The organism is Vibrio mytili (assembly GCF_049563345.1).
GTDB lineage: Bacteria > Pseudomonadota > Gammaproteobacteria > Enterobacterales > Vibrionaceae > Vibrio > Vibrio mytili.
This window is the reverse complement of the sequence record NZ_CP110481.1, coordinates 2,758,727-2,785,320: the sequence shown is the minus strand read 5'-3', so window position 1 is coordinate 2,785,320 and position 26,594 is coordinate 2,758,727. Positions and strand designations below refer to the sequence as shown.

Genomic DNA, 26,594 nt, shown 5'->3' with positions numbered 1-26,594 from the left:
TTAATTATCCTACGTAGATGGTGCCCGAACTGACAGAAAGCTCTATGTAATATAGTTAACTTTCTTCTGGGGAAGCACCTCAATAGCTCTCACTGTCGTGATGATAGTGAGTGGTGTAACGACAACCAGGAGTAAATCCAAGATGGCTTTAAACCTTCAAGACAAAAAAGCAATTGTTGCTGAAGTCAACGAAGCTGCCAGTGGTGCACTTTCTGCAGTTGTAGCTGATTCTCGTGGCGTTCAAGTTGGCGCGATGACTTCTCTACGTAAACAAGCTCGTGAAGCGGGTGTTTACATGAGAGTTGTTCGTAACACTCTTGCTCGTCGTGCGGTTGAAGGTACTGAGTACGAGTGTCTAACTGACACTTTCACTGGTCCTACGCTAATCGCATTCTCTAATGAGCACCCAGGTGCCGCAGCGCGTCTTTTTAAAGACTTCGCTAAAGAGAACAAAGATTTCGAGATCAAAGCTGCTGCATTTGAAGGCGCTCTAACTGACGCTGAAGTACTAGCAACACTACCAACTTACGACGAAGCAATTGCACGCCTAATGATGTGCATGAAAGAAGCTTCTGCTGGCAAGCTGGCGCGTACTATCGCAGCTATCCGCGATCAAAAACAAGAAGCAGCGGCATAAGCCTTGCTTTTTACTGGTTGCTTAATAAACTTATTGTTGACTTAAAAGAGAATTGTTATGTCTATTACTAACGAGCAAATCCTAGACGCAGTTGCAGAAATGTCTGTAATGCAAGTTGTTGAACTAATCGAAGCAATGGAAGAGAAATTCGGTGTTTCTGCTGCAGCTGCTGTTGTAGCTGGCGGCGCTGCTGGTGGCGAAGCTGCTGCTGAGCAAACTGAATTTGACGTAATCCTAGAAGCTGCTGGCGGTAACAAAGTTGCTGTAATCAAAGCAGTACGTGGCGCAACTGGCCTAGGTCTTAAAGAAGCTAAAGCTCTTGTAGACGGCGCTCCAGCACCTCTTAAAGAAGGTGTTGAAAAAGCAGAAGCTGAAGCTCTTAAAGCTCAGCTAGAAGAAGCTGGTGCAACTGTTGCTGTTAAGTAATTATTGCATAGTTTCTTAGCCTAACGGCTAACTGGCTGGTGGTTTTTTAACCACCGGCCTTTTTGCGCTGTAGGGTATAGGCGAATTTTCCCGCTGTTTAAGCGCCTTTTACCCATGCAAAAAACATTTCATTCTTACGAAATGAAATGTCACTACAGTAAACAGCTATATTAGTCACTGTCCCTTACCCCCCTTAAGTAACTAGGTGTGGGCGGACAGTTTGGGTCACTTATCAGCGAGCTGAGGAACCCCATGGTTTACTCTTATACCGAGAAAAAGCGCATCCGTAAGGACTTTGGTACTCGTCCACAAGTTTTGGACATTCCATACCTGCTATCGATCCAGCTCGATTCGTTCGACAAATTCATCGAACAGGATCCTGAAGGTCAATACGGTCTTGAAGCTGCTTTCCGTTCTGTATTTCCAATTCAGAGCTACAACGGCAATTCTGAGCTGCAATACGTTAGCTACCGTCTTGGTGAGCCAGTTTTTGACGTTAAAGAATGTCAAATCCGCGGTGTAACTTACTCAAAGCCACTACGCGTAAAACTACGTCTAGTTATCTTTGATAAAGACGCACCAGCAGGTACTGTAAAAGACATTAAAGAACAAGAAGTCTACATGGGTGAAATTCCGCTCATGACAGACAATGGTACCTTCGTAATCAACGGTACCGAGAGGGTTATCGTATCCCAGCTGCACCGAAGCCCAGGCGTGTTCTTCGACAGCGATAAGGGTAAGACCCACTCATCAGGTAAAGTTCTATACAACGCGCGTGTTATTCCTTACCGTGGTTCATGGCTTGATTTCGAGTTTGATCCTAAGGATAACCTGTACGTTCGTATCGACCGCCGTCGTAAGCTACCAGCATCAATCATCCTTCGTGCACTAGGTAAATCGACTGAAGAAATCCTTGAGCTCTTCTTCGAAAAAGTGAACTTTGAAGTGAAAGACCAAACTCTACTGATGGAGTTGGTTCCAGACCGTCTACGTGGTGAAACTGCGTCATTCGATATCGAAGCGGACGGTAAAGTTTACGTTGAGCAAGGTCGTCGTGTAACGGCTCGTCATATTCGTCAGCTAGAAAAAGATGGCGTTGATCACATCGAAGTACCCGTTGAGTACATCGTTGGTAAAGTTGCATCGAAAGATTACATCAACGAAGCAACGGGCGAGATCATTGTTAATGCTAACCAGGAAATCAGCCTGGAGGCACTAGCGAACCTATCTCAGGCCGGTCACAAAGCGCTAGAAGTTCTATTTACGAACGATCTAGACCACGGTCCATTCATGTCAGAAACGTTACGCATTGACAGCACTGTTGATCGTATTTCTGCATTGGTAGAAATCTACCGCATGATGCGCCCTGGTGAGCCGCCAACAAAAGAAGCTGCAGAAGCACTATTCGAAAGCCTATTCTTCTCTGAAGAGCGTTACGATCTATCGACTGTAGGTCGTATGAAGTTTAACAGCTCTATCGGTCGTGAAGATGCTCTAGAGCAAGGCACACTTGATGAAACAGACATCATCGAAGTGATGAAGAAGCTGATCGCGATCCGTAACGGCATTGGTGAAGTTGATGATATCGACCACCTAGGCAACCGTCGTATCCGTTCTGTAGGCGAAATGGCTGAGAACCAATTCCGTGTCGGTCTAGTTCGTGTCGAGCGTGCAGTTAAAGAGCGTCTAAGTCTAGGCGATCTGGATGCTGTTATGCCGCAAGATCTGATCAATGCGAAGCCAATTTCTGCAGCTGTTAAAGAATTCTTTGGCTCTTCACAACTTTCACAGTTCATGGACCAAAACAACCCGCTATCAGAAGTTACGCACAAGCGTCGTATTTCTGCATTGGGTCCTGGTGGTCTGACTCGTGAACGTGCTGGCTTCGAAGTTCGAGACGTACACGTAACTCACTACGGCCGTCTATGTCCTATCGAAACGCCTGAAGGTCCAAACATCGGTCTGATCAACTCTCTATCTGCGTTTGCGCGTTGTAACGAGTACGGTTTCCTAGAGACGCCATACCGTCGCGTTGTAGATGGCGTTGTAACAGACGAAGTTGATTACCTATCTGCAATCGAAGAAGGCCAATTCGTTATCGCACAGGCTAACGCTGCGTTGACTGAAGAAGGCACGTTTGCCGATGAACTGATCACAGCTCGTCAGAAAGGTGAATCTGGTCTACACCCTCGTGAGCACGCTCAGTACATGGACGTTGCGACAAACCAGGTTGTATCTATCGCTGCATCGCTTATCCCGTTCCTAGAACACGATGATGCGAACCGTGCATTGATGGGTGCGAACATGCAACGTCAGGCCGTTCCAACACTGAAAGCGGATAAGCCGCTTGTAGGTACTGGTATCGAACGTAACGTAGCGGTTGACTCAGGTGTAACTGCCGTTGCTAAACGTGGTGGTGTCATCCAGTCTGTAGATGCTTCTCGTATCGTGGTGAAAGTCAACGAAGAAGAGCTTGTTCCTGGTGAAGCAGGTATCGACATCTACAACCTGACTAAGTACACCCGTTCTAACCAGAACACATGTATTAACCAGCGCCCATGTGTGATGCCAGGTGAACCTGTATCACGTGGTGACGTACTTGCTGATGGTCCTTCAACAGACCTTGGAGAGCTAGCGCTTGGTCAAAACATGCGTATCGCGTTCATGCCTTGGAACGGTTACAACTTCGAAGACTCGATCTTAGTATCTGAGCGCGTAGTGCAAGAAGACCGATTCACGACGATCCACATTCAAGAACTGACTTGTGTGGCGCGTGATACGAAGCTGGGTTCCGAAGAAATCACAGCGGATATTCCAAACGTAGGTGAGTCTGCTCTGTCTAAACTAGACGAGTCAGGTATCGTTTACATTGGTGCTGAAGTGAAGGGTGGTGACATCCTAGTTGGTAAAGTAACGCCTAAAGGTGAAACTCAGCTAACGCCTGAAGAGAAGCTACTACGTGCGATCTTCGGTGAAAAAGCATCGGATGTTAAAGATACTTCACTGCGTGTACCTAACTCTGTATCAGGTACGATTATCGACGTCCAAGTCTTTACTCGCGATGGCGTAGAAAAAGACAAGCGTGCGCTTGAAATCGAGCAAATGCAGCTGAAAGAAGCGAAGAAAGACCTAACTGAAGAGTTCCAGATTCTTGAGGGTGGCCTTCTAAACCGCGTGAAAGCTGTATTGATCGACGGCGGTTACTCTGAAGCGAAGCTAGAGTCTACAGAGCGCAAGAAGTGGCTAGAGCTAACACTTGAAGATGATGCACTGCAAACTCAGCTAGAGCAACTTGCTGAGCAGTGGGACGAGCTAAAAGCTGACTTCGATAAGAAGTTCGAAACTAAGCGTCGTAAGATCACTCAAGGTGATGATCTCGCACCTGGCGTACTGAAGATCGTTAAGGTTTACCTAGCGGTTAAACGTCGCATTCAGCCTGGTGATAAGATGGCGGGTCGTCACGGTAACAAGGGTGTAATCTCTAAGATCAACCCTGTTGAAGACATGCCATACGATGAAAAAGGTCAGCCTGTAGACATCGTACTTAACCCACTGGGTGTACCTTCGCGTATGAACATCGGTCAGATCCTAGAAGTTCACTTAGGTCTGGCAGCGAAAGGTATCGGTGACAAGATCAACCAGATGGTTAAAGAGCAGCAAGAGCTAGCGAAATTCCGTGAGTTCTTACAGAAAGTTTACGATCTAGGCGATACTCGCCAGAAAGTAGATATTGCTTCTCTGTCTGATGATGAAGTGCGTACGCTGATTAAGAACTTGCGTGGCGGTCTACCAATTGCGACGCCTGTGTTTGATGGTGCTCCTGAAGAGTCAATCAAAGCACTTCTTGAGCTAGCAGACCTACCAACATCAGGTCAGTTAACGCTGTTTGATGGTCGCACAGGTGATGCGTTTGAGCGTCCTGTAACTGTTGGTTACATGTACATGCTGAAACTGAACCACCTTGTTGATGACAAGATGCACGCTCGTTCAACTGGTTCGTACAGCCTAGTAACTCAGCAACCACTTGGTGGTAAAGCTCAGTTCGGTGGTCAGCGTTTCGGTGAGATGGAAGTATGGGCACTAGAAGCATACGGTGCTGCCTACACTCTACAAGAAATGCTAACTGTTAAGTCGGATGACGTTAACGGCCGTACTAAGATGTACAAAAACATCGTAGACGGAAGCCACAGCATGGAACCTGGCATGCCAGAATCGTTCAACGTATTGTTGAAAGAGATCCGCTCGCTAGGTATCAACATCGAGCTAGAAGACGAAGAGTAATCCCTTTCTCATTTGAGAAAAGTGATTATCTGGTAGAAAGCAGCTAGCGCTTGGCTGGCTGCTTTTAACTCCTTACAGGAGCTGATTGTGAAAGACTTATTAAACTTTCTAAAAGCACAGCATAAGACCGAAGAGTTTGATGCAATCAAAATCGGTCTATCTTCACCAGACATGATTCGTTCATGGTCTTTCGGTGAAGTTAAAAAACCTGAAACGATCAACTATCGTACGTTCAAACCTGAACGCGATGGTCTGTTCTGTGCGCGTATTTTTGGTCCAGTTAAAGACTACGAGTGTCTTTGTGGTAAATACAAGCGCCTGAAGCACCGTGGTGTTATCTGTGAGAAGTGTGGTGTAGAAGTTACACAAACTAAAGTTCGTCGTGACCGTATGGGCCACATTGAACTTGCTTCGCCAGTAGCTCACATCTGGTTCCTAAAATCGTTACCGTCTCGTATCGGTCTACTAATGGATATCCCGCTACGTGATATCGAACGTGTTCTTTACTTCGAAATGTACGTAGTAACTGAGCCAGGTATGACTGATCTAGAAAAAAGTCAGATGCTAACTGAAGAAGAGTATCTAGACCGTCTAGAAGAGTGGGGCGACGAGTTCACTGCTAAGATGGGTGCAGAAGCTATCAAGGACCTACTAGGTTCTATGGACATGCACGCTGAAGTAGAGCAAATGCGCGAAGAGCTAGAGTCGACAAACTCTGAAACTAAGCGTAAGAAAGTCACTAAGCGTCTTAAGCTGGTAGAAGCGTTCATCTCTTCGGGCAACAACCCTGAGTGGATGATCCTGACAGTACTGCCTGTACTTCCGCCAGATCTACGTCCTCTAGTACCTCTAGATGGCGGTCGCTTTGCAACATCTGATCTAAACGATCTATACCGTCGTGTGATCAACCGTAACAACCGTTTGAAGCGTCTTCTAGAGCTAGCAGCTCCGGACATCATCGTACGTAACGAAAAACGTATGCTGCAAGAGTCTGTTGATGCGCTACTAGATAACGGTCGTCGTGGTCGTGCGATCACAGGTTCGAATAAGCGTCCTCTGAAATCTCTTGCTGATATGATCAAGGGTAAACAAGGTCGTTTCCGTCAGAACCTTCTAGGTAAACGTGTAGACTACTCTGGCCGTTCTGTAATCACAGTAGGTCCATACCTTCGTCTGCACCAGTGTGGTCTTCCTAAGAAGATGGCACTTGAGCTATTCAAACCATTCATCTACAGCAAGCTAGAGACTCGTGGTCTTGCGACTACAATCAAAGCTGCGAAGAAAATGGTAGAGCGTGAAGAAGCGGTTGTTTGGGATATCTTGGACGAAGTCATCCGTGAACACCCAGTACTATTGAACCGTGCACCGACACTTCACCGTCTCGGTATCCAGGCGTTTGAACCAGTACTAATCGAAGGTAAAGCGATTCAGCTACACCCACTTGTGTGTGCGGCGTACAACGCGGACTTCGATGGTGACCAAATGGCGGTTCACGTACCTCTAACGCTAGAGGCACAGCTTGAAGCTCGTACTCTGATGATGTCGACAAACAACATTCTGTCGCCAGCGTCAGGTGATCCGATCATCGTACCTTCTCAGGACGTTGTATTGGGTCTGTACTACATGACTCGTGAAAAGATCAACGTGAAAGGTGAAGGCATGTACCTTTCTGGCCCAGCAGAGGCTGAGAAAGCATACCGCACTAAACAAGCTGAACTTCATGCACGCGTTAAAGTACGTATTACTGAAACAGTAGTTGACGAAGACGGCAATAGCACAACAAATACTGGTATGGTTGATACCACTATCGGTCGTGCAATGCTATGGCAAATCGTCCCATCTGGCCTACCGTACAGCATCGTTAACCAAAAGCTAGGTAAGAAGCAAATCTCTAACCTACTTAACGAGGCGTACCGTAAGCTAGGTCTTAAAGACACAGTTATCTTCGCTGACCAAATCATGTACGCAGGTTTTGCTTACGCGGCACTATCTGGTGTATCTGTTGGTATCGACGATATGGTTGTACCGCCAGCTAAGTACACTGAAATCGCTGAAGCGGAAGAAGAAGTACGTGAAATCCAGGAACAGTACCAATCAGGTCTTGTTACTGCGGGCGAGCGCTACAACAAAGTTATCGATATCTGGGCATCGACCAACGACCGCGTTGCGAAAGCAATGATGGAGAACCTATCATCTGAAACGGTAGTTAACCGTGACGGTGAAGAGGAACAGCAAGAGTCGTTCAACAGCATCTACATGATGGCTGACTCAGGTGCTCGTGGTTCTGCAGCACAGATTCGTCAGCTTGCTGGTATGCGTGGTCTGATGGCGCGTCCAGATGGTTCAATCATCGAAACGCCGATCACAGCGAACTTTAAAGAAGGCCTAAACGTACTTCAGTACTTTATCTCAACGCACGGTGCTCGTAAGGGTCTTGCGGATACGGCACTGAAAACAGCGAACTCGGGTTACCTAACTCGTCGTCTAGTAGACGTTGCTCAAGACGTTGTTGTAACTGAACATGACTGTGGCACTCATGAGGGTGTTGACATGATGCCTCATATCGAGGGTGGTGATGTTAAAGTTGCACTGTCTGAGCTAGCACTTGGCCGTGTTGTTGCTGAAGACGTTCTAAAACCTGGTACTGACGATGTTCTTATTCCACGTAACACCCTGATCGATGAGAAGTGGTGTCAAATCATGGAAGAGAACTCAGTAGACAGCATGAAAGTGCGTTCTGTAGTTACTTGTGATTCTGACTTCGGTTGTTGTGCACAGTGTTACGGTCGTGACCTTGCACGTGGTCACCTAGTGAACCAAGGTGAGGCTGTAGGTGTTATCGCTGCTCAGTCTATCGGTGAACCGGGTACACAGCTTACCATGCGTACGTTCCACATCGGTGGTGCAGCATCGACAGCGGCGGCTGAGAACAGTGTTCAAGTTAAGAACAACGGTTCTATCAAGCTACACAACGCTAAGTCAGTAGTGGCAGATGACGGCAAGATTGTTATCACTTCTCGTGCGACAGAGCTAACTATCATTGATGAGTTTGGTCGTACTAAAGAGAAACACAAACTGCCTTACGGTACGTTACTAAGCAAAGGCGATGGTGATACCGTTCAAGCTGGCGAAACAGTTGCAAACTGGGAAGCGCACACACTACCTATCATTACTGAGGTAGCAGGTCGTATCCAGTTCGTAGACATGATCGACGGCGTAACAGTATCTCGTCAAACAGATGACCTAACAGGTCTATCTTCAAGCGAAGTAACTGACCCTGCCGCTCGTCCATCAGCAGGTAAAGATATGCGTCCAGCTATCAAACTTGTTGACGAGCAAGGTAACGATGTAATGATCCCTGGTACTGATATGCCAGCTCACTACTTCCTACCGGGTAAAGCGATTGTAAATATCGAAGATGGCGCAGCAGTAGGCGTAGGTGCGACACTAGCACGTATTCCTCAGAAGTCTGGCGGTAACAAAGATATCACCGGTGGTCTTCCACGCGTTGCTGACTTGTTCGAAGCTCGTAAACCTAAAGAGCCTGCGATCCTTGCAGAGCACACTGGTACAGTGAGCTTTGGTAAAGAGACGAAAGGTAAGCGTCGCCTAGTGATCACTCGCGAAAGCGGTGAAGCATACGAAGAGATGATCCCTAAACATCGTCAGCTTAACGTCTTCGAAGGTGAAAAAGTTGAGCGCGGTGATGTGATCGCTGATGGTCCAGAGTCTCCACATGACATTCTTCGTCTACGTGGCGTGCACGCAGTGACTCAGTACATCGCAAACGAAGTACAGGAAGTTTACCGTCTGCAAGGCGTTAAGATTAACGATAAGCACATTGAAACTATCGTTCGTCAAATGCTACGTAAGTGTACGATTACTTTCTCTGGTGATTCTGAGTTCTTACCAGGTGAGCAAATTGAATACTCACAAGTTAAGATTGCTAACCGTAATCTAGAAGCAGAAGGCAAAGAGCCTGCACGTTTCGAGCGTGAGCTTCTAGGTATCACTAAAGCATCTCTAGCGACTGAATCGTTCATCTCTGCGGCATCGTTCCAGGAGACAACTCGCGTACTAACTGAAGCTGCGGTTTCTGGTAAGCGTGATGATCTACGTGGTCTGAAAGAGAACGTTATTGTTGGTCGTCTGATCCCAGCTGGTACTGGTTTCGCATACCACCAAGAGCGTCAAGCGAAACGTTCTGAAGCGCAAGAAGGTCCTTCTGCTGAACAAGCAACAGATAACCTAGCTGCACTTCTAAACGCAGGCTTCTCTTCAGAAGAGTAAGTCGAACGAGTTTATCGTGAAAAGCTAAAAAGGCACCTTAGGGTGCCTTTTTTAATACCGTTTGATCCAGTGTTATCTTGTTAACCATATTCACCGGATTAACGGTAAAAAAAAGACTGACGGTTACCTGTCAGTCTATTTCATATCAATACGCACGTATAGGGAATCACTATGCCCCAGGTGGCATCGACAGACTCTCAGCAATTTGTTGGATCAATTGATCTTCCACTTCAAATCGCGTTTCTAGAATTTCTCCAATGAGCGACATATCCGAATCGAATTCATCCAGTTCATCCTCTTCACTTACTTCAGAGTACTTATCGTTAAAGTTCAGTAGAGGGTCTGTAGTTAAGACGATTTGACCATAAGTTTGATTGATATCATCAGTGACGATAAAGCCAGTGGCTTTCCAACGATCCATGACCATATCGTATATTTTGAAATGCCCTTCAGAGATGTAGTCAACTAAGTGTTGGCAGAAGTTTTGTAATTCTGCTGGCGTCGGCAATTCAATTACATTGGTTTTCGAACAAGGTTGCAGTGCTGCAAGCTTACAGTATTCGACTATCAGTGATTGTCGAGTTTCTAACCAATGATCAATGACGTCACTTGAGCCGCCCCACTGGTCTTGTGTTTGTTTGAATTTTTTTAGCATGACCATGCCCTCATGATCTCATCGCCTGTGGCGAACGTGTCCTTTGCTTCGCAAAGTTAGTAAAATAGTTACAAACTCTTGTCCTTACGAGAATTTATCATTGTTAATTTGAGTAACGATAAAATCTAGTGTGAAATTAGATTGCCAGTAAAATGAATGAACTTCAAGCAAAGGGATAGTGTCATGGTAAGAAAAGGTGATGTAAACCGTGTAGAGAATGCCTACTGGTGTGTTGTGATGGGAAGTGATCTGTGGCTGGTGGATGACACTTTGCCATTTGGTTCTGCGAACCAGTTATCGTTGCCGGAAAAAAGCGCACAGAAAATTGGGGAATATCAACAATATCCAGTGATGTGGGTTAATGTTTCTGATCTTGAACATGACCTGCCCTTGGTCTCGCTGCGAGAGTGTTTACATTTTCCTGAGCCATTGTTCCTCTTATTGAGCAAAGCCGTTCAATATGGGCATATGACGCAAAGTCTTCGTTTTTGCCCCTTGTGCGGGGGACGAAATTTTCTCAATAATAACCAGCTAGCGATGCAATGCGGAGAATGTCGTACATTACATTACCCACGGATCTTTCCATGCATCATTGTTGCAGTGCGTAAAGAGAATAAAATCCTATTGGCTCAACACCCTAGGCACCGTAGTGGGATGTATACGGTTATCGCTGGTTTTCTTGAGGTTGGGGAAACACTGGAAGAGTGCGTTGCACGTGAAATCCACGAAGAAACGGGCGTAAGGGTAAAAAACGTACGCTATTTTGGTAGTCAGCCGTGGGCATTCCCAACGAATATGATGATGGCTTTCTTAGCGGACTATGAATCGGGAGAGTTAAGTCCTGATTATACTGAGCTATCTGATGCTCAGTGGTTTAGCACCGAAGAAATGCCTCCTGTAGCGCCAGAGGGCACCATTGCACGCGCGCTGATCGAACGAACTTTGCAAGATATCGAAATGGGTGTCTTGGAAAATAAGTAAAAAAAACCCTCCGAGAGGGAGGGGGTAAGTAAGATGTCGTTATGAGATGCTGAGTACTGGGTACTCAGTTTATAATTGTAGTTTTCGCTAGCGAACAAATTTTTAACACTGTTATGGATTGGGTGCAAATTAAGCATTGATTTAAAAGTTAATAACTTGATCCAGGTTGCAAAGCACACAGCTATTGACCTTAAATCAGTGATAGAATGGTGGCTTTCTCAGAAAGCCTAACTAGTTGGAAATACGGAATGACTGAATTAAAAAATGATCGTTATCTACGCGCACTGCTTAAAGAGCCTGTGGATTACACGCCAGTATGGATGATGCGTCAGGCTGGTCGTTACCTTCCTGAATACAAAGCGACACGTGCGCAAGCCGGTGATTTCATGTCTTTGTGTAAGAACGCGGAACTGGCTTCTGAAGTAACCCTTCAGCCACTACGCCGTTTTCCGCTTGATGCTGCGATCTTGTTCTCTGATATCTTAACCATCCCAGATGCAATGGGTCTTGGCTTGCGCTTTGCTGCAGGTGAAGGGCCAGTGTTTGACAACCCAATCACTTGTAAGGCGGACGTAGAGAAAATTGGCTTGCCCGATCCTGAAGGTGAGTTGCAATATGTTATGAATGCGGTACGTCAAATTCGTAAAGACTTGCAAGGTGAAGTTCCATTGATCGGCTTTTCTGGTAGTCCATGGACATTAGCCACATATATGGTAGAGGGGAGCAGTTCCAAAGCCTTCACTAAGATTAAGAAGATGATGTACGCTGAGCCGCAAACTCTGCACCTTTTGCTTGATAAGCTTGCAGACAGCGTGATTGATTACCTCAATGCGCAAATTAAAGCAGGTGCACAATCTGTCATGATATTTGACACTTGGGGTGGTGTTCTGACTCCTCGTGACTACAACCTATTCTCACTGCAATACATGCATAAAATTGTTGATGGTCTAATCCGTGAAAACGATGGTCGCCGCGTGCCTGTGACGCTATTTACTAAGAATGGTGGTATGTGGCTAGAGCAGATTGCCGCAACAGGCTGTGATGCGGTTGGGTTAGATTGGACCATTAATATTGCCGACGCTAAAGCACGTATCGGTGATAAAGTGGCTCTGCAGGGGAATATGGATCCATCCATGCTGTACGCTGCACCTGAGCGTATTCGTGAAGAAGTGGCGGGTATTTTAGAAGGATTTGGCGATACTGGCACTGGCCATGTATTTAATCTTGGTCATGGGATTCATTTGGATGTGCCACCAGAAAATGCAGGTGTATTTGTGGAAGCGGTGCACGAGTTATCAAAACCATACCACAAATAATTTACATGATTCGAAATCCAATACCGGCATTTATTGTCGGTATTTTTTTACCTAAAAGTTATTTGTGTACAGTTCTTACAGTATTTGGCCTACCATGATCTAATTACTTATAGAGCTGCACGATTTTATAATAACTTTATATTTAACAATCGGTTAATGTGTTTTGTTTTATGTGTTTTTTATCCTGTACAGATAAAGATGCAATTGGATCATTGGTGACCTAAAACATCGAATGGACTCGTTGTCGAAGATAGGGAACCACATCGGTTTCAAACCAAGGATTCTTCTTCAGCCATAACGTATTGCGTGGAGAGGGGTGGGGAAGCGGAATAAAGTCTGGCTCCCAGTCTTTCCATTGTTGAACGGTCTGAGTAAGGGTTTTGGGACGGTTTGGCAGGTAATACTGCTGCGCATATTGGCCAATCAATAGTGTCAGTTCAATATTTGGCAACTGCTCCAGAAGTTTTTGATGCCAAGCTGGTGCACATTCTTTACGTGGCGGTAGATCACCCGAGCCGCCTTTGCCAGGGTAGCAGAAGCCCATGGGTATAATGGCAACTTTATTTTTGTCATAGAAGATTTCTCTATCCATATCCAGCCATTGACGCAGTCGATCACCGCTGGGATCATTCCAAGGTATTGATGTTTTATGTACCCGAGTTCCTGGGGCTTGACCGATAATCAGTAGACGGGCTTCTTTTCCTGCTTGAATGACCGGATTTGCCCCCAACGGTAACTCGTTGGCGCAAATCTGACAGGCTCTAACTTGTTTTAGCAATGCTGCGAGTGACATGTAGGGTCTAATATCCTTTGTTGAAATCAACCTGGTGTTTTAGTGAGAAGCCATCTCGCCAAGCGAGATAATTATCGGCAAATATCTCGCTCACTTGTTCTGGGAAACTTAGGGCCGCAATGTGTGGTGTGATGGTCACTTGTGGCGAGCTCCAGAAAGGGTGGGTTTCTGCGAGGGGCTCTTGTTCAAATACATCGAGAAAAGCATGCTTTACCCAGCAGTTGTCAAGAGCAAGAAGCAGCTCCTCATTGTTCAATACATCGCCTCGACCAACATTAAACAGTAACGCCCGCTCGAGATGACTTAGCGTGGATTCATTCAATAGGTGGTGAGTATGTGGTGTACTGGGTAATGTATTGACTACGATATCTGCTTGTTTAAATGCACTTGTCAGTTCATTGATGTGAAATGTTTGCCCAAACTCTGCTCCAGCAGTGGGAATGCCGGTGCTATTGATTCCAATAGTGTTTATCCCCATCGACTGCACAGCAGTACTGAGATAACAACCAATACTGCCCGTGCCCAGAATCACCATGGTTTTGCCGCGCAATGAAGTGTAGAGGTGTGGTTGCCATTGTTTATTCTGCTGTTGCTGATGGTAGCGATGAAAGTGACGATAATGTGCAATACTATACCCAAGCACATACTCAGCGATCAAAGGACCAAAAATACCTCTTACGTTGGTTAACGTGTAATCTTGACGTAAGTCCCGAGACATGAGGGCATTAACCCCAGCAAAAGTGGATTGTACCCACTCAAGTTGCGAAAATTCGTCTAACCTTTGTGATAGCAAAGGAGGATCGGCCAGTATAATTTGAGCTTCATACGGCTTGTCTGTAATACAAAGATCTGGCAGTTTTTTTTCTGTCAGTAATGTTTCGTAGGTGTCACGATGCTCAGAGAGCAGGAAAATCTTATTTGGCTGCGGCATTAACTTTTTTCCCTGTGATGAATCAAGTACACTTTCGCTGCTTTTTTTCTTCAATGATTGAGTAACTATGCTTAAGAATCCTCTTCAGGTTCGTTTGGAAAAACTAGAACCTTGGCAACAAATTACCTTTATGGCGTGTCTGTGTGAACGCATGTATCCGAATTATGCGATGTTTTGTGACACTACAGAATTTGCTGAACCGCGTGCTTACCGAGCGATTCTTGATAGTGTATGGGAAATTCTGACAGTTAAGAGTGCAAAAGTGAACTTTGAACGTCAGTTAGAAAAGTTAGAAGAGTTATTTCCTAGCGCTGATGAGTTTGATTTTTATGGCGTATATCCAGCAATGGATGCATGCCAAGCTCTATCTACTCTCTTGCATGGTCTGTTGGATCGCGATTACCTATTCGATTCAATGCTCAAAGTGAGCCAGCAGTCGATACAAACCGTTGTCGATCTCGAACAGATGCAAGGCAGTGAGCCGATCACCAACGAAAACCAAAAAGAAAACCAAGCAGTGTGTGACGAGTGGGATATTCAGTGGGCTATTTTCCGTCCATTGCGTGAAACGACGGAGCGTGACATCAATTTAATTAAAGACTTGCGTGAAGAACTGCGTGAGGAAGGTGTCAGCAACATTGGTGTTGCGCTGTAATGTTAAAAGGCATCCGGTTGGATGCCTTTTTTGTGTTCGCTTAGCCGAGATAGATTCCGACTATTGTGTTCCTGTCTTTATTGACTCTTGTTCGTCTTGCTCTTTTTCGGCGGGCTCGACGTTGCTTTCCTCGTCGTCATCACGACTTTCTATGACGCCGTGTTTCTCTTTCCACTTTTCCCAGCGTTGATAAGCTAGCTCTTGCATATCGGTGCTCTTATCCGCTTCGTCGATGATTTCCTCACCCACTAGGTGCTCGAAGATATCTTCGAGCGTGACAAGCCCTTGTACCGTACCGTACTCATCGACAACAAGCGTGAGTTGTAATCGATGTGTCATCATCTGCTCGAAAACCTTTGGTAGTGAAGTATTGTTGAGTACCACCTGTATAGGTCGCATGACCGCACCTAACTGCTTATGCCCCTCACCTGACTGCTGTAACTTGAACAGTTCTAGGCGGTGGACAAAACCGATGATGTTATCTTTTTGTTCACTATAAACCAGTGGACGCGAGAACGGGGTATCCTTATGTTGTTCTAAAAACATATCAATCGTTTTGGTCGCATTGACACGAAATACGACGGGACGTGGAGTCATAACTTGTGTCACGGGTACGTTTTGAATTCCCAGAAGGTTGCTAAGGATTTTAGATTCCCCTTCTGCAAACTCACCGCTTTCACGAGCAAGAATAGCCATTGCGGACAATTCATCACGCATCTTCGGTGCTTCGTGATTGCGAGACAGACGTTTGGTTATTTGTTCTGAAAACCATACGAAAGGAGTTAAAGCCCATACCATCCAGCGTAATGAGATAGCGGCAGTAGGAGCCAGTTGTCGCCAGTAGGTCGCACCAATCGTTTTAGGGACGATTTCAGAAAAAACTAAAATAGCAAACGTAAGTACAGCCGAGAAAATTCCGAGCGCTTGACTACCAAAAACGGCAGCAGCTTGGGCACCAGCTGTTGCCGCTCCAATCGTATGAGCAATAGTGTTGAGCGTTAGAATTGAGGCGAGCGGCCGATCAATATCGGACTTGAGCTTAGACAGTTGTTCAGCCGCAGGGTGCTCTTGTTGTTTGAGCTGTGCAATATAGCTTGGGCTGATACTGAGGAGTACAGCCTCCAATACTGAACAGATAAACGAAACGCCAATCGCAATCGAAATATAAAAAAATAGCAGCAGCATAGTAGCCTTTGAATATCCTCATGTAGTATGAATTTACCGCGATAATCGCTGTAAAACAGTCTTATAAATTGGTCCTAGAGGCTTGGAAAGCAAGGGGTTTCGGAGTTCAATTGGTAACAAACTGTGAGTTAATACTCATATTATGGCTAAAAGTACGTCATAAAATCGAAAGATCGACTACAAACCTTTGCCAGATGGGGCATTTATGTTTTAGAGTGAGACGAATTCGATAACCTATGAGAAGGGAAACCTAATGAACAAGACCCAATTAATCGACTTTATCGCAGAGAAAGCAGACCTATCAAAAGCACAAGCAAAAGCTGCTCTTGAAGCGACTCTTGAAGGTGTAACTGGCGCACTAAAAGAGGGTGACCAAGTTCAACTAATTGGTTTTGGTACATTCAAAGTAAACCACCGTGCTGCACGTACTGGTCGTAATCCAAAGACTGGCGATGAGATTCAAATTGCAGCAGCAAATGTTCCTGCATTTGTAGCAGGTAAAGCACTGAAAGAATCAGTAAACTAAGCTAAAATGCACCGAGGTATCCTGCCTCGGTGCAATTTTATGAAAAAACATCTACTCACTTCTGTTCTTTTCTCTAGTCTTTCCTTATTTGGTTGTTCATCTGTTGAAACACAAAACCTAGAACCATTAACTCATTTCTCTGGTGGGAATAGTGCGGGGGATACCAGCAGTTTATATTGGACGACCGAACGATTTAACCGAGCAATTTCGGCAGCTGACCATGTTTCTATGGGGGCGCAAGGCAGGTATGAAAGCGATTATCGCTGGGAGCAAGGCGAGTTAAGAGAGTTGATTCGAAAGGGTGAACAAGCCGACTTTCATCAGGATAACTTGGTGCCTTTTCAAGTCCACATTCGCTTTAACAAAGATGGTGACGCCGTATATCAACAGTATCGTGTCAACAATAAAGTGCTGCCTTTACAGCGCGAGCAGTTAGAAAAATACAAATCTGAAGCAAATCATGTCATCGCATTGAGTAAAGAGCAGTCTCGTAATGGACAACATTTAATACAGGGGCATTGGGACGGAGACGTATTTGAAACGTGTTCGGGAGACAAACTCGAAAGGCTAGAGGTGAGTCAAGCTTTACCAAAAGTGGTCATTGACCGTTTGTCGTCAATAGAAAGCTACTTGGCATTTATTGGTAAAGAGTCACGGAACCAAGCTACGATAGATGAACTATTGTTGCTCCATGATGAAAACTTTGATTGTTTGCCGCGTCCTAAGTTCATTTCTGAATAATACCTAGATTAGCGCTCGCTTCATCATTCCAGCCGAGCTACGCATCTGGGTATTGGGAATGTACCGATAAAAAAAGGCGCATGATGCGCCTTCTTAACTTAATTTACTCAGATGTTTTTATTTCTGCTTTTCACGAGCAATAGCACGGTAACCGATATCGTTGCGATGGAACATACCATCCCAGCTGATCTGTTGTGCAAGCTTATAGGCACGTTGCTGGGCTTCTGAAACGCTGTTACCCAATGCTGTTGCACAAAGTACGCGGCCACCATTCGTTACTACATGGCCCTCTTTGTTTTCCGTACCTGCATGGAAGATTTTTTCGCCTTCTACTTCTGCTTGGGGTAAGCCAGAAATAATATCACCTTTGTTGTACGCGGCTGGGTAACCACCGGCAGCAAGAACGACGCCAATCGATGCACGAGGATCCCACTTCGATTCGATTTGATCCAGCTTCTTGTCAACAGCGGCCAGACAAAGTTCTACCAAGTCTGATTGCATTCGCATCATGATAGGTTGAGTCTCTGGGTCACCAAATCGACAGTTGTATTCGATCACTTTAGGTGTGCCATCTTTATCAATCATCAGACCTGCGTAAAGAAAACCTGTGTATGGATGACCTTCAGCCGCCATACCACGTACCGTCGGATAGATGACTTCATCCATGATACGGTTATGAATCTCTGGAGTTACGACTGGAGCTGGAGAGTATGCGCCCATGCCGCCCGTGTTTGGACCTGTATCTTGGTCACCGACACGTTTGTGGTCTTGGCTAGTAGCCATAGGCAATACGTTCTCACCATCAACCATAACGATGAAGCTTGCTTCTTCTCCGTCTAGGAATTCTTCGATAACGACGCGACTCCCTGCGTCACCAAAAGCGTTGCCTGCCAGCATGTCTTTGATTGCGTCTTCCGCTTCTTCTAGCGTCATGGCGACAATAACGCCTTTACCCGCGGCTAAACCGTCTGCTTTTACTACGATCGGTGCGCCTTGCTCACGTACATAAGCCAACGCTGGCTCAATTTCGGTAAAGTTAGCGTAGGCGCCTGTTGGGATTTTGTGGCGAGCCAAAAAGTCTTTCGTAAATGCCTTTGAGCCTTCCAACTGAGCCGCTGCTTGAGTTGGACCAAAAATAGGTAGACCCGCTTCATTAAACGCATCCACAACACCGATAACAAGTGGTGCTTCAGGGCCAACGATGGTCAGCGCAATGGCGTTCTCTTTCGCAAATGCAACAAGCTCAGCAGTGTTTTCTACGTCAATATTGACATTTTTTAGCTTGGGCTCAAGCGCTGTACCTGCGTTACCTGGTGCCACGAATACAGTGGTAACATCTGGATTTTGAGCGGCTTTCCAACCGAGTGCGTGTTCACGGCCACCTGCGCCGATTACTAGAACTTGCATGATACTATCCTTAAACAATCATTCTTTATTGGGCCCTGCGCTGGTGGCAGGGCGATCAACAGCCCGTTGGGCATAGTAACCTGTACTTAGTGGCGGAAGTGACGCATGCCAGTAAAGATCATCGCCATATTATGCTCGTCTGCTGCTGCGATAACTTCATCATCACGCATAGAACCACCCGGTTGAATCACACATTTTATGCCCGCTTCCGCTGCTGCATCAATACCGTCACGGAATGGGAAGAATGCATCTGAGGCCATTACGCTGCCTGCAACTTCTAAACCTTCATCTGCAGCCTTAATGCCTGCAATTTTTGCTGAATACACGCGGCTCATTTGGCCCGCACCAACACCAATTGTCATATCGCCTTTTGCGTAAACAATCGCATTGGATTTTACAAACTTCGCGACTTTCCAGCAGAATAGAGCATCTTTTAGCTCTTCTTCAGTTGGTTGACGTTTAGATACCACTTTAAGGTCATCCAAACTCACCATACCTTGATCACGGTCTTGAACCAGTAGACCACCGTTTACACGTTTAATATCGAAGCCAGTCGTTTTAGTCGTCCATTCGCCACACTCAAGTAGTCGAACGTTTTTCTTGGCTGCAACCACTTCGACGGCGGCTGCAGACACAGAAGGTGCGATAATTACCTCAACGAATTGACGCTCTACGATAGCTTTTGCTGTTTCTGCATCTAATTCCTGGTTGAATGCGATGATGCCACCGAACGCTGATGTTGGGTCTGTTTGGTAAGCACGGTTATATGCTTCTAGAATATCCTTACCTAGAGCAACGCCACATGGGTTCGCGTGTTTTACTATCACACATGCTGGCTCGTCGAACTCTTTGACACACTCAAGTGCTGCATCGGTGTCCGCGATGTTGTTGTAAGAAAGGGCTTTGCCTTGGATTTGGCGTGCAGTTGAAACCGATGCTTCTTCTGGATTAGATTCTACGTAGAATGCAGCTGCCTGGTGGCTGTTTTCACCGTAGCGCATATCTTGTTTCTTTTCGAACTGCTGGTTGAAAGTGCGAGGGAACTTTGACTCTTCGTCGCCTTCTTTGTTCTCGCCATAAGATGGAACCATAGTGCCGAAGTAGTTAGCAATCATGCCATCGTAGGAAGCAGTATGTTCAAATGCGGCAATGGCAAGGTCGAAACGTGTTTCTAAAGTAAGAGACTTGTCGTTAGAATCCATTTCAGCAATTACGCGATCGTAATCGTGAGCATTAACAACGATGGTTACGTCTTTGTGGTTTTTCGCAGCAGAGCGGACCATGGTTGGGCCGCCGATGTCAATGTTTTCTACTGCGTCAGCCAGAGTGCAACTGTCTTTAGCAACGGTTTCAGCGAATGGGTATAGGTTAACGACAACCATATCGATTGGGTTAATGCCGTGCTTTTCCATCACGTCATCATCTTGACCGCGGCGACCTAGCACACCACCATGAACTTTCGGGTGAAGCGTTTTGACGCGGCCGTCCATCATTTCTGGGAAACCTGTGTAGTCAGATACTTCAGTTACTGCAATGCCTTGTTCAGCTAGTAGACGAGCTGTACCACCAGTAGATAGGATATCGACACCGCGCTCAGCAAGAGCTTGTGCAAACTCAACAATACCTGTTTTGTCTGATACGCTGATTAGCGCACGGCGAATAGGGCGAGCGTTGTTCATGCTTCCATTTTCCTCAAATTCACGGGAGTTAAAGATGTTTGCCAAAAATGAACTTGTTTTTACCTCATATGGGTAAAATATTGGCCAGTTTTGGTAAAGACCTTTTATGATGTTTCTGTCTAAAACAGTCTCCAGCATTTGATGGCGCGTATTCTAACTAATTTATTACAAAAAAGCTCGCGCAATCGTTTGGCATCTCAAAAATAATTGCAAAAATCTCTAACTTTGACTTCAAAAGTAACGAGATAGTTAATAGAGGAAGTTATGTTTCAGATAGGTGAGTTAGCAAAACGCTGTGGTGTAACGGCTGATACATTGCGTTTCTACGAAAAAAATGAATTGATTCGACCTGCTAAGCGAAGTGAATCTGGTTATCGCCTCTATAATGAGGAAAATCAAAAACAGGTTCACTTTATTCTTAAGGCTAAACAGCTTGGATTGAGCTTGGATGAGATTAAAGATCTATTGGAAATCAAACTCGAAGCGACAGAGCACAGCTGCGCCGAAGTGAAAGCAATCACTACAGCCAAGTTAGAGCTTATCGATGAGAAAATTCATCAGCTAACAAAGATTCGTTTAGCGCTTAAGAAGATCAACGATGCATGTTGTGGGCATATTAATGATGACGCCAGTCATTGTTCCATTTTAGCTGCTCTGGAATAGTTGTCCTCTCAAGTGACCTTTACATTAAGTAACGCCAGCCCAATTCCACAGTAGATTAAGACCTGTTAATTATCCCTGTTAACTATAGAGGAAAGGCTGGTGAGCCAAATTAATGCTCTGAGCGGCTTGTATTGCCACCTTTTTAGACGGATTGGTTGTTATTTGCTCGGTTGGTTTTTTTTTTGAAAAAAACGCTTGTGCTAATTTCTCAACTCCCTATACTGCGCATCCACCGACACGGAGTGAGGCGAGAGTCACATAGCGAGTCGGAATGAGAGAAAAAGATTATTTAAAATAAACCTTGACTCTTAAAACGGGAAGCGTAAGATACGCACCCCTGACAGCGAGATGCGAAAGCATCGAGTAAGTCAGAATAGCTCTTTAAAAATAAGAACCTATCAATCTGTGTGGGCACTCGTTGATGATAATCCAATTAGAAACTTCGGTTTCAAATTAGGTTTCAATGATACGAAGTGACCATTGAATCTTCGGATTCAGCACAGTCAATTCATTATCGTTCTGTTGGAACGATAATAGCTTTAAAATTACATTAGTAGTTTTGAAGTCAGTATTCATTGAGCCGAACAAAACTTTAAATTGAAGAGTTTGATCATGGCTCAGATTGAACGCTGGCGGCAGGCCTAACACATGCAAGTCGAGCGGAAACGAGTTAACTGAACCTTCGGGGGACGTGAACGGCGTCGAGCGGCGGACGGGTGAGTAATGCCTAGGAAATTGCCCTGATGTGGGGGATAACCATTGGAAACGATGGCTAATACCGCATGATGCCTTCGGGCCAAAGAGGGGGACCTTCGGGCCTCTCGCGTCAGGATATGCCTAGGTGGGATTAGCTAGTTGGTGAGGTAAGGGCTCACCAAGGCGACGATCCCTAGCTGGTCTGAGAGGATGATCAGCCACACTGGAACTGAGACACGGTCCAGACTCCTACGGGAGGCAGCAGTGGGGAATATTGCACAATGGGCGCAAGCCTGATGCAGCCATGCCGCGTGTATGAAGAAGGCCTTCGGGTTGTAAAGTACTTTCAGCAGTGAGGAAGGGGTGTGTGTTAATAGCGCATATCTTTGACGTTAGCTGCAGAAGAAGCACCGGCTAACTCCGTGCCAGCAGCCGCGGTAATACGGAGGGTGCGAGCGTTAATCGGAATTACTGGGCGTAAAGCGCATGCAGGTGGTTTGTTAAGTCAGATGTGAAAGCCCGGGGCTCAACCTCGGAATAGCATTTGAAACTGGCAGACTAGAGTACTGTAGAGGGGGGTAGAATTTCAGGTGTAGCGGTGAAATGCGTAGAGATCTGAAGGAATACCGGTGGCGAAGGCGGCCCCCTGGACAGATACTGACACTCAGATGCGAAAGCGTGGGGAGCAAACAGGATTAGATACCCTGGTAGTCCACGCCGTAAACGATGTCTACTTGGAGGTTGTGGCCTTGAGCCGTGGCTTTCGGAGCTAACGCGTTAAGTAGACCGCCTGGGGAGTACGGTCGCAAGATTAAAACTCAAATGAATTGACGGGGGCCCGCACAAGCGGTGGAGCATGTGGTTTAATTCGATGCAACGCGAAGAACCTTACCTACTCTTGACATCCAGAGAACTTTCCAGAGATGGATTGGTGCCTTCGGGAACTCTGAGACAGGTGCTGCATGGCTGTCGTCAGCTCGTGTTGTGAAATGTTGGGTTAAGTCCCGCAACGAGCGCAACCCTTATCCTTGTTTGCCAGCGAGTAATGTCGGGAACTCCAGGGAGACTGCCGGTGATAAACCGGAGGAAGGTGGGGACGACGTCAAGTCATCATGGCCCTTACGAGTAGGGCTACACACGTGCTACAATGGCGCATACAGAGGGCGGCCAACTTGCGAGAGTGAGCGAATCCCAAAAAGTGCGTCGTAGTCCGGATTGGAGTCTGCAACTCGACTCCATGAAGTCGGAATCGCTAGTAATCGTGGATCAGAATGCCACGGTGAATACGTTCCCGGGCCTTGTACACACCGCCCGTCACACCATGGGAGTGGGCTGCAAAAGAAGTAGGTAGTTTAACCTTCGGGGGGACGCTTACCACTTTGTGGTTCATGACTGGGGTGAAGTCGTAACAAGGTAGCGCTAGGGGAACCTGGCGCTGGATCACCTCCTTATACGATGATTATCGTGATGAGTGTCCACACAGATTGATAGTTCACAAGCGCAAGCTTGGGGCTAACTATGCTCTTTAACAATTTGGAAAGCTGACAAAACAACAATTTATTGTTGTTTGTAAAGTTCTCAAAGTATTCCTAAGGGAATACAACTAAAAACACATTCAAGTGTTCTTGGGAATAACATCTTTAGATGTTGTTCATATTTGAGTCCGGCAAAATCGAAATGTCTCTCGCTCATTCAAATAATGAGAGACAAACTTTGGTTGTTTAACGTCAATTCGAAACTTCTTCGGGTTGTATGGTTAAGTGACTAAGCGTACACGGTGGATGCCTTGGCAGTCAGAGGCGATGAAGGACGTATTAACTTGCGATAAGCCCAGATTAGGCAGTAAAAGCCACTTGAGTCTGGGATTTCCGAATGGGGAAACCCACTTACATAAGTAAGTATCGTTATGTGAATACATAGCATAACGAGGCGAACCGGGGGAACTGAAACATCTAAGTACCCCGAGGAAAAGAAATCAACCGAGATTCCGAAAGTAGCGGCGAGCGAAATTGGACTAGCCCTTAAGCTTTATATGCGTTAGACGAACGGTCTGGAAAGTCCGGCGATACAGGGTGATAGCCCCGTAGTTGACAACGCACATTCAGTGAAATCGAGTAGGGCGGGACACGTGATATCCTGTCTGAATATGGGGGGACCATCCTCCAAGGCTAAATACTACTGACTGACCGATAGTGAACCAGTACCGTGAGGGAAAGGCGAAAAGAACCCCTGTGAGGGGAGTGAAATAGAACCTGAAACCGTGTACGTACAAGCAGTAGGAGCACCTTCGTGGTGTGACTGCGTACCTTTTGTATAATGGGTCAGCGACTTATATTCAGTGGCAAGGTTAACCATCTAGGGGAGCCGTAGGGAAACCGAGTCTTAACTGGGCGTTCAGTCTCTGGATATAGACCCGAAACCAGGTGATCTAGCCATGGGCAGGTTGAAGGTTGAGTAACATCAACTGGAGGACCGAACCGACTAATGTTGAAAAATTAGCGGATGACTTGTGGCTAGGGGTGAAAGGCCAATCAAACCTGGAGATAGCTGGTTCTCCCCGAAAGCTATTTAGGTAGCGCCTCGGACGAATACTACTGGGGGTAGAGCACTGTTAAGGCTAGGGGGTCATCCCGACTTACCAACCCTTTGCAAACTCCGAATACCAGTAAGTACTATCCGGGAGACACACGGCGGGTGCTAACGTCCGTCGTGGAGAGGGAAACAACCCAGACCGCCAGCTAAGGTCCCAAATTACTACTAAGTGGGAAACGATGTGGGAAGGCTCAGACAGCCAGGATGTTGGCTTAGAAGCAGCCATCATTTAAAGAAAGCGTAATAGCTCACTGGTCGAGTCGGCCTGCGCGGAAGATGTAACGGGGCTAAGTAGTAAACCGAAGCTGCGGCAATATACTTTTGTATATTGGGTAGGGGAGCGTTCTGTAAGCGGTTGAAGGTGTGTGGTAACGCATGCTGGACGTATCAGAAGTGCGAATGCTGACATGAGTAACGATAAAGGGGGTGAAAAACCCCCTCGCCGGAAGACCAAGGGTTCCTGTCCAACGTTAATCGGGGCAGGGTAAGTCGACCCCTAAGGCGAGGCCGAAAGGCGTAGTCGATGGGAAACGGGTTAATATTCCCGTACTTCAACTTATTGCGATGGGGGGACGGAGAAGGCTAGGTGGGCCTGGCGACGGTTGTCCAGGTTCAAGTGCGTAGGCTTAAGAGTTAGGTAAATCCGGCTCTTTTTAAGGCTGAGACACGACGTCGAGCATCTACGGATGTGAAGTCATTGATGCCATGCTTCCAGGAAAAGCCTCTAAGCTTCAGATAAGTTGGAATCGTACCCCAAACCGACACAGGTGGTCGGGTAGAGAATACCAAGGCGCTTGAGAGAACTCGGGTGAAGGAACTAGGCAAAATGGTACCGTAACTTCGGGAGAAGGTACGCTCCTGGCGGTGAAGTCCCTTGCGGATGGAGCTACTAGGAGTCGCAGATACCAGGTGGCTGCAACTGTTTATTAAAAACACAGCACTGTGCAAAATCGTAAGATGACGTATACGGTGTGACGCCTGCCCGGTGCCGGAAGGTTAATTGATGGGGTTAGACTTTGGTCGAAGCTCTTGATCGAAGCCCCGGTAAACGGCGGCCGTAACTATAACGGTCCTAAGGTAGCGAAATTCCTTGTCGGGTAAGTTCCGACCTGCACGAATGGCGTAATGATGGCCACGCTGTCTCCACCCGAGACTCAGTGAAATTGAAATCGCTGTGAAGATGCAGTGTACCCGCGGCTAGACGGAAAGACCCCGTGAACCTTTACTACAGCTTGGCACTGAACATTGACCCTACATGTGTAGGATAGGTGGGAGGCTTTGAAACCAGCACGCCAGTGTTGGTGGAGCCGACCTTGAAATACCACCCTTGTAGTGTTGATGTTCTAACTTGGTCCCCTTATCGGGGATGAGGACAGTGCCTGGTGGGTAGTTTGACTGGGGCGGTCTCCTCCCAAAGAGTAACGGAGGAGCACGAAGGTGGGCTAATCACGGTTGGACATCGTGAGGTTAGTGCAATGGCATAAGCCCGCTTGACTGCGAGAATGACAATTCGAGCAGGTGCGAAAGCAGGTCATAGTGATCCGGTGGTTCTGAATGGAAGGGCCATCGCTCAACGGATAAAAGGTACTCCGGGGATAACAGGCTGATACCGCCCAAGAGTTCATATCGACGGCGGTGTTTGGCACCTCGATGTCGGCTCATCACATCCTGGGGCTGAAGTCGGTCCCAAGGGTATGGCTGTTCGCCATTTAAAGTGGTACGCGAGCTGGGTTTAGAACGTCGTGAGACAGTTCGGTCCCTATCTGCCGTGGGCGTTGGAGAATTGAAAGGGGCTGCTCCTAGTACGAGAGGACCGGAGTGGACGAACCTCTGGTGTTCGGGTTGTGTCGCCAGACGCATTGCCCGGTAGCTAAGTTCGGAATTGATAACCGCTGAAAGCATCTAAGCGGGAAGCGAGCCTTGAGATGAGTTCTCCCTGATACTTTAAGTATCCTAAAGGGTTGTCGTAGACTACGACGTTGATAGGTCAGGTGTGTAAGCGTTGTGAGGCGTTGAGCTAACTGATACTAATTGCCCGTGAGGCTTAACCATACAACACCCAAGGGGTTTTGATGGACTCAATGAAAGAACATTGAATGTGTGATAACGAGAAATACAAAACAGCTTTCCAGATTATTAA

The 26,594-nt window shown here is 46.4% G+C and carries 16 protein-coding genes and 2 rRNA genes; 12 read left to right on the top strand and 6 right to left on the bottom strand.

Annotated features, from left to right (window positions below; translation table 11 throughout):
* Positions 1-142 precede the first annotated feature (142 nt).
* The 4 genes from rplJ (at position 143) to rpoC (ending at position 9,634) form a co-directional block, all read left to right on the top strand.
* Entirely contained in the window at positions 143-637 is a 495-nt protein-coding gene (gene rplJ, locus ONE56_RS12815) for a 50S ribosomal protein L10 (RefSeq protein WP_005382538.1), read from the top strand.
* A 57-nt stretch (positions 638-694) separates the two neighbouring features.
* Complete coding sequence (gene rplL / locus ONE56_RS12810) at positions 695-1,063, top strand: 50S ribosomal protein L7/L12 (RefSeq protein WP_005397273.1); 369 nt, start codon at positions 695-697, stop codon at positions 1,061-1,063.
* A 252-nt stretch (positions 1,064-1,315) separates the two neighbouring features.
* The gene (gene rpoB / locus ONE56_RS12805; RefSeq protein WP_331439262.1) at positions 1,316-5,344 is read left to right on the top strand and encodes a DNA-directed RNA polymerase subunit beta; all 4,029 of its coding nucleotides are present in this window, start codon (positions 1,316-1,318) and stop codon (positions 5,342-5,344) included.
* 87 nt (positions 5,345-5,431) lie between these two features.
* Entirely contained in the window at positions 5,432-9,634 is a 4,203-nt protein-coding gene (gene rpoC / locus ONE56_RS12800; RefSeq protein WP_041155708.1) for a DNA-directed RNA polymerase subunit beta', read from the top strand.
* 169 nt (positions 9,635-9,803) lie between these two features.
* On the opposite strand, the gene ONE56_RS12795 is transcribed toward rpoC, so the two are convergent.
* Positions 9,804-10,295: an Rsd/AlgQ family anti-sigma factor gene (locus ONE56_RS12795; RefSeq protein ID WP_041155707.1), complete on the bottom strand. Its 492-nt coding sequence runs from the start codon at positions 10,293-10,295 to the stop codon at positions 9,804-9,806.
* Positions 10,296-10,472: 177 nt separating this feature from the next.
* Between ONE56_RS12795 and nudC the strand changes: the two genes are divergently transcribed.
* Positions 10,473-11,270, top strand: coding sequence for an NAD(+) diphosphatase (nudC, locus tag ONE56_RS12790; protein ID WP_423839966.1), 798 nt, complete (start codon positions 10,473-10,475; stop codon positions 11,268-11,270).
* Between the two features lie 248 nt (positions 11,271-11,518).
* The gene (gene hemE / locus ONE56_RS12785) at positions 11,519-12,586 is read left to right on the top strand and encodes a uroporphyrinogen decarboxylase (RefSeq protein WP_041155705.1); all 1,068 of its coding nucleotides are present in this window, start codon (positions 11,519-11,521) and stop codon (positions 12,584-12,586) included.
* 220 nt (positions 12,587-12,806) lie between these two features.
* On the opposite strand, the gene ONE56_RS12780 is transcribed toward hemE, so the two are convergent.
* The gene (locus ONE56_RS12780; protein WP_423839965.1) at positions 12,807-13,379 is read right to left on the bottom strand and encodes a uracil-DNA glycosylase family protein; all 573 of its coding nucleotides are present in this window, start codon (positions 13,377-13,379) and stop codon (positions 12,807-12,809) included.
* Positions 13,380-13,386: 7 nt separating this feature from the next.
* Positions 13,387-14,310 (bottom strand): D-2-hydroxyacid dehydrogenase, encoded by a 924-nt coding sequence (locus ONE56_RS12775; protein ID WP_423839964.1) that lies wholly within the window; start codon positions 14,308-14,310, stop codon positions 13,387-13,389.
* A gap of 67 nt (positions 14,311-14,377) precedes the next feature.
* Between ONE56_RS12775 and ONE56_RS12770 the strand changes: the two genes are divergently transcribed.
* Positions 14,378-14,965, top strand: a complete 588-nt coding sequence (locus ONE56_RS12770) for a YjaG family protein (protein ID WP_041155702.1) — start codon at positions 14,378-14,380, stop codon at positions 14,963-14,965.
* A gap of 60 nt (positions 14,966-15,025) precedes the next feature.
* On the opposite strand, the gene ONE56_RS12765 is transcribed toward ONE56_RS12770, so the two are convergent.
* The gene (locus ONE56_RS12765) at positions 15,026-16,150 is read right to left on the bottom strand and encodes a CNNM domain-containing protein (protein WP_415679561.1); all 1,125 of its coding nucleotides are present in this window, start codon (positions 16,148-16,150) and stop codon (positions 15,026-15,028) included.
* Positions 16,151-16,403: 253 nt separating this feature from the next.
* On the opposite strand from ONE56_RS12765, the gene hupA reads away from it, so the two are divergent.
* Together hupA and ONE56_RS12755 are read left to right on the top strand one after the other, a co-directional pair.
* Entirely contained in the window at positions 16,404-16,676 is a 273-nt protein-coding gene (hupA, locus tag ONE56_RS12760; protein ID WP_005433627.1) for a nucleoid-associated protein HU-alpha, read from the top strand.
* A 39-nt stretch (positions 16,677-16,715) separates the two neighbouring features.
* A complete protein-coding gene (locus ONE56_RS12755) occupies positions 16,716-17,417 on the top strand; it encodes a DUF1481 domain-containing protein (protein ID WP_423839963.1) in 702 nt (233 codons plus the stop codon).
* A 117-nt stretch (positions 17,418-17,534) separates the two neighbouring features.
* Here ONE56_RS12755 and purD read toward each other — a convergent pair whose 3' ends face one another.
* Together purD and purH are read right to left on the bottom strand one after the other, a co-directional pair.
* Positions 17,535-18,824, bottom strand: a complete 1,290-nt coding sequence (purD, locus tag ONE56_RS12750; RefSeq protein WP_331439257.1) for a phosphoribosylamine--glycine ligase — start codon at positions 18,822-18,824, stop codon at positions 17,535-17,537.
* Between the two features lie 86 nt (positions 18,825-18,910).
* A complete protein-coding gene (purH, locus tag ONE56_RS12745) occupies positions 18,911-20,503 on the bottom strand; it encodes a bifunctional phosphoribosylaminoimidazolecarboxamide formyltransferase/IMP cyclohydrolase (RefSeq protein ID WP_041155710.1) in 1,593 nt (530 codons plus the stop codon).
* Between the two features lie 264 nt (positions 20,504-20,767).
* On the opposite strand from purH, the gene zntR reads away from it, so the two are divergent.
* From zntR to ONE56_RS12730, 3 genes are all read left to right on the top strand, one after another.
* Positions 20,768-21,166: a Zn(2+)-responsive transcriptional regulator gene (zntR, locus tag ONE56_RS12740; protein ID WP_041155699.1), complete on the top strand. Its 399-nt coding sequence runs from the start codon at positions 20,768-20,770 to the stop codon at positions 21,164-21,166.
* A 594-nt stretch (positions 21,167-21,760) separates the two neighbouring features.
* Positions 21,761-23,313 (top strand): 16S ribosomal RNA (locus ONE56_RS12735).
* 303 nt (positions 23,314-23,616) lie between these two features.
* Positions 23,617-26,506, top strand: a 23S ribosomal RNA gene (locus tag ONE56_RS12730).
* The 16S and 23S rRNA genes sit together here, the layout of an rRNA operon.
* Positions 26,507-26,594: the final 88 nt, after the last annotated feature.

Excerpts from the sequence above, each read along its gene's own strand:
- rplJ (WP_005382538.1), top strand. The coding sequence starts at position 143 with ATGGCTTTAAACCTTCAAGACAAAAAAGCAATTGTTGCTGAAGTCAAC.
- rplL (WP_005397273.1), top strand. The coding sequence starts at position 695 with ATGTCTATTACTAACGAGCAAATCCTAGACGCAGTTGCAGAAATGTCT.
- rpoB (WP_331439262.1), top strand. The coding sequence starts at position 1,316 with ATGGTTTACTCTTATACCGAGAAAAAGCGCATCCGTAAGGACTTTGGT.
- ONE56_RS12795 (WP_041155707.1), bottom strand. The coding sequence starts at position 10,295 with ATGGTCATGCTAAAAAAATTCAAACAAACACAAGACCAGTGGGGCGGC.
- nudC (WP_423839966.1), top strand. The coding sequence starts at position 10,473 with ATGGTAAGAAAAGGTGATGTAAACCGTGTAGAGAATGCCTACTGGTGT.
- hemE (WP_041155705.1), top strand. The coding sequence starts at position 11,519 with ATGACTGAATTAAAAAATGATCGTTATCTACGCGCACTGCTTAAAGAG.
- ONE56_RS12780 (WP_423839965.1), bottom strand. The coding sequence starts at position 13,379 with ATGTCACTCGCAGCATTGCTAAAACAAGTTAGAGCCTGTCAGATTTGC.
- ONE56_RS12775 (WP_423839964.1), bottom strand. The coding sequence starts at position 14,310 with ATGCCGCAGCCAAATAAGATTTTCCTGCTCTCTGAGCATCGTGACACC.
- ONE56_RS12770 (WP_041155702.1), top strand. The coding sequence starts at position 14,378 with ATGCTTAAGAATCCTCTTCAGGTTCGTTTGGAAAAACTAGAACCTTGG.
- ONE56_RS12765 (WP_415679561.1), bottom strand. The coding sequence starts at position 16,150 with ATGCTGCTGCTATTTTTTTATATTTCGATTGCGATTGGCGTTTCGTTT.
- hupA (WP_005433627.1), top strand. The coding sequence starts at position 16,404 with ATGAACAAGACCCAATTAATCGACTTTATCGCAGAGAAAGCAGACCTA.
- ONE56_RS12755 (WP_423839963.1), top strand. The coding sequence starts at position 16,716 with ATGAAAAAACATCTACTCACTTCTGTTCTTTTCTCTAGTCTTTCCTTA.
- purD (WP_331439257.1), bottom strand. The coding sequence starts at position 18,824 with ATGCAAGTTCTAGTAATCGGCGCAGGTGGCCGTGAACACGCACTCGGT.
- purH (WP_041155710.1), bottom strand. The coding sequence starts at position 20,503 with ATGAACAACGCTCGCCCTATTCGCCGTGCGCTAATCAGCGTATCAGAC.
- zntR (WP_041155699.1), top strand. The coding sequence starts at position 20,768 with ATGTTTCAGATAGGTGAGTTAGCAAAACGCTGTGGTGTAACGGCTGAT.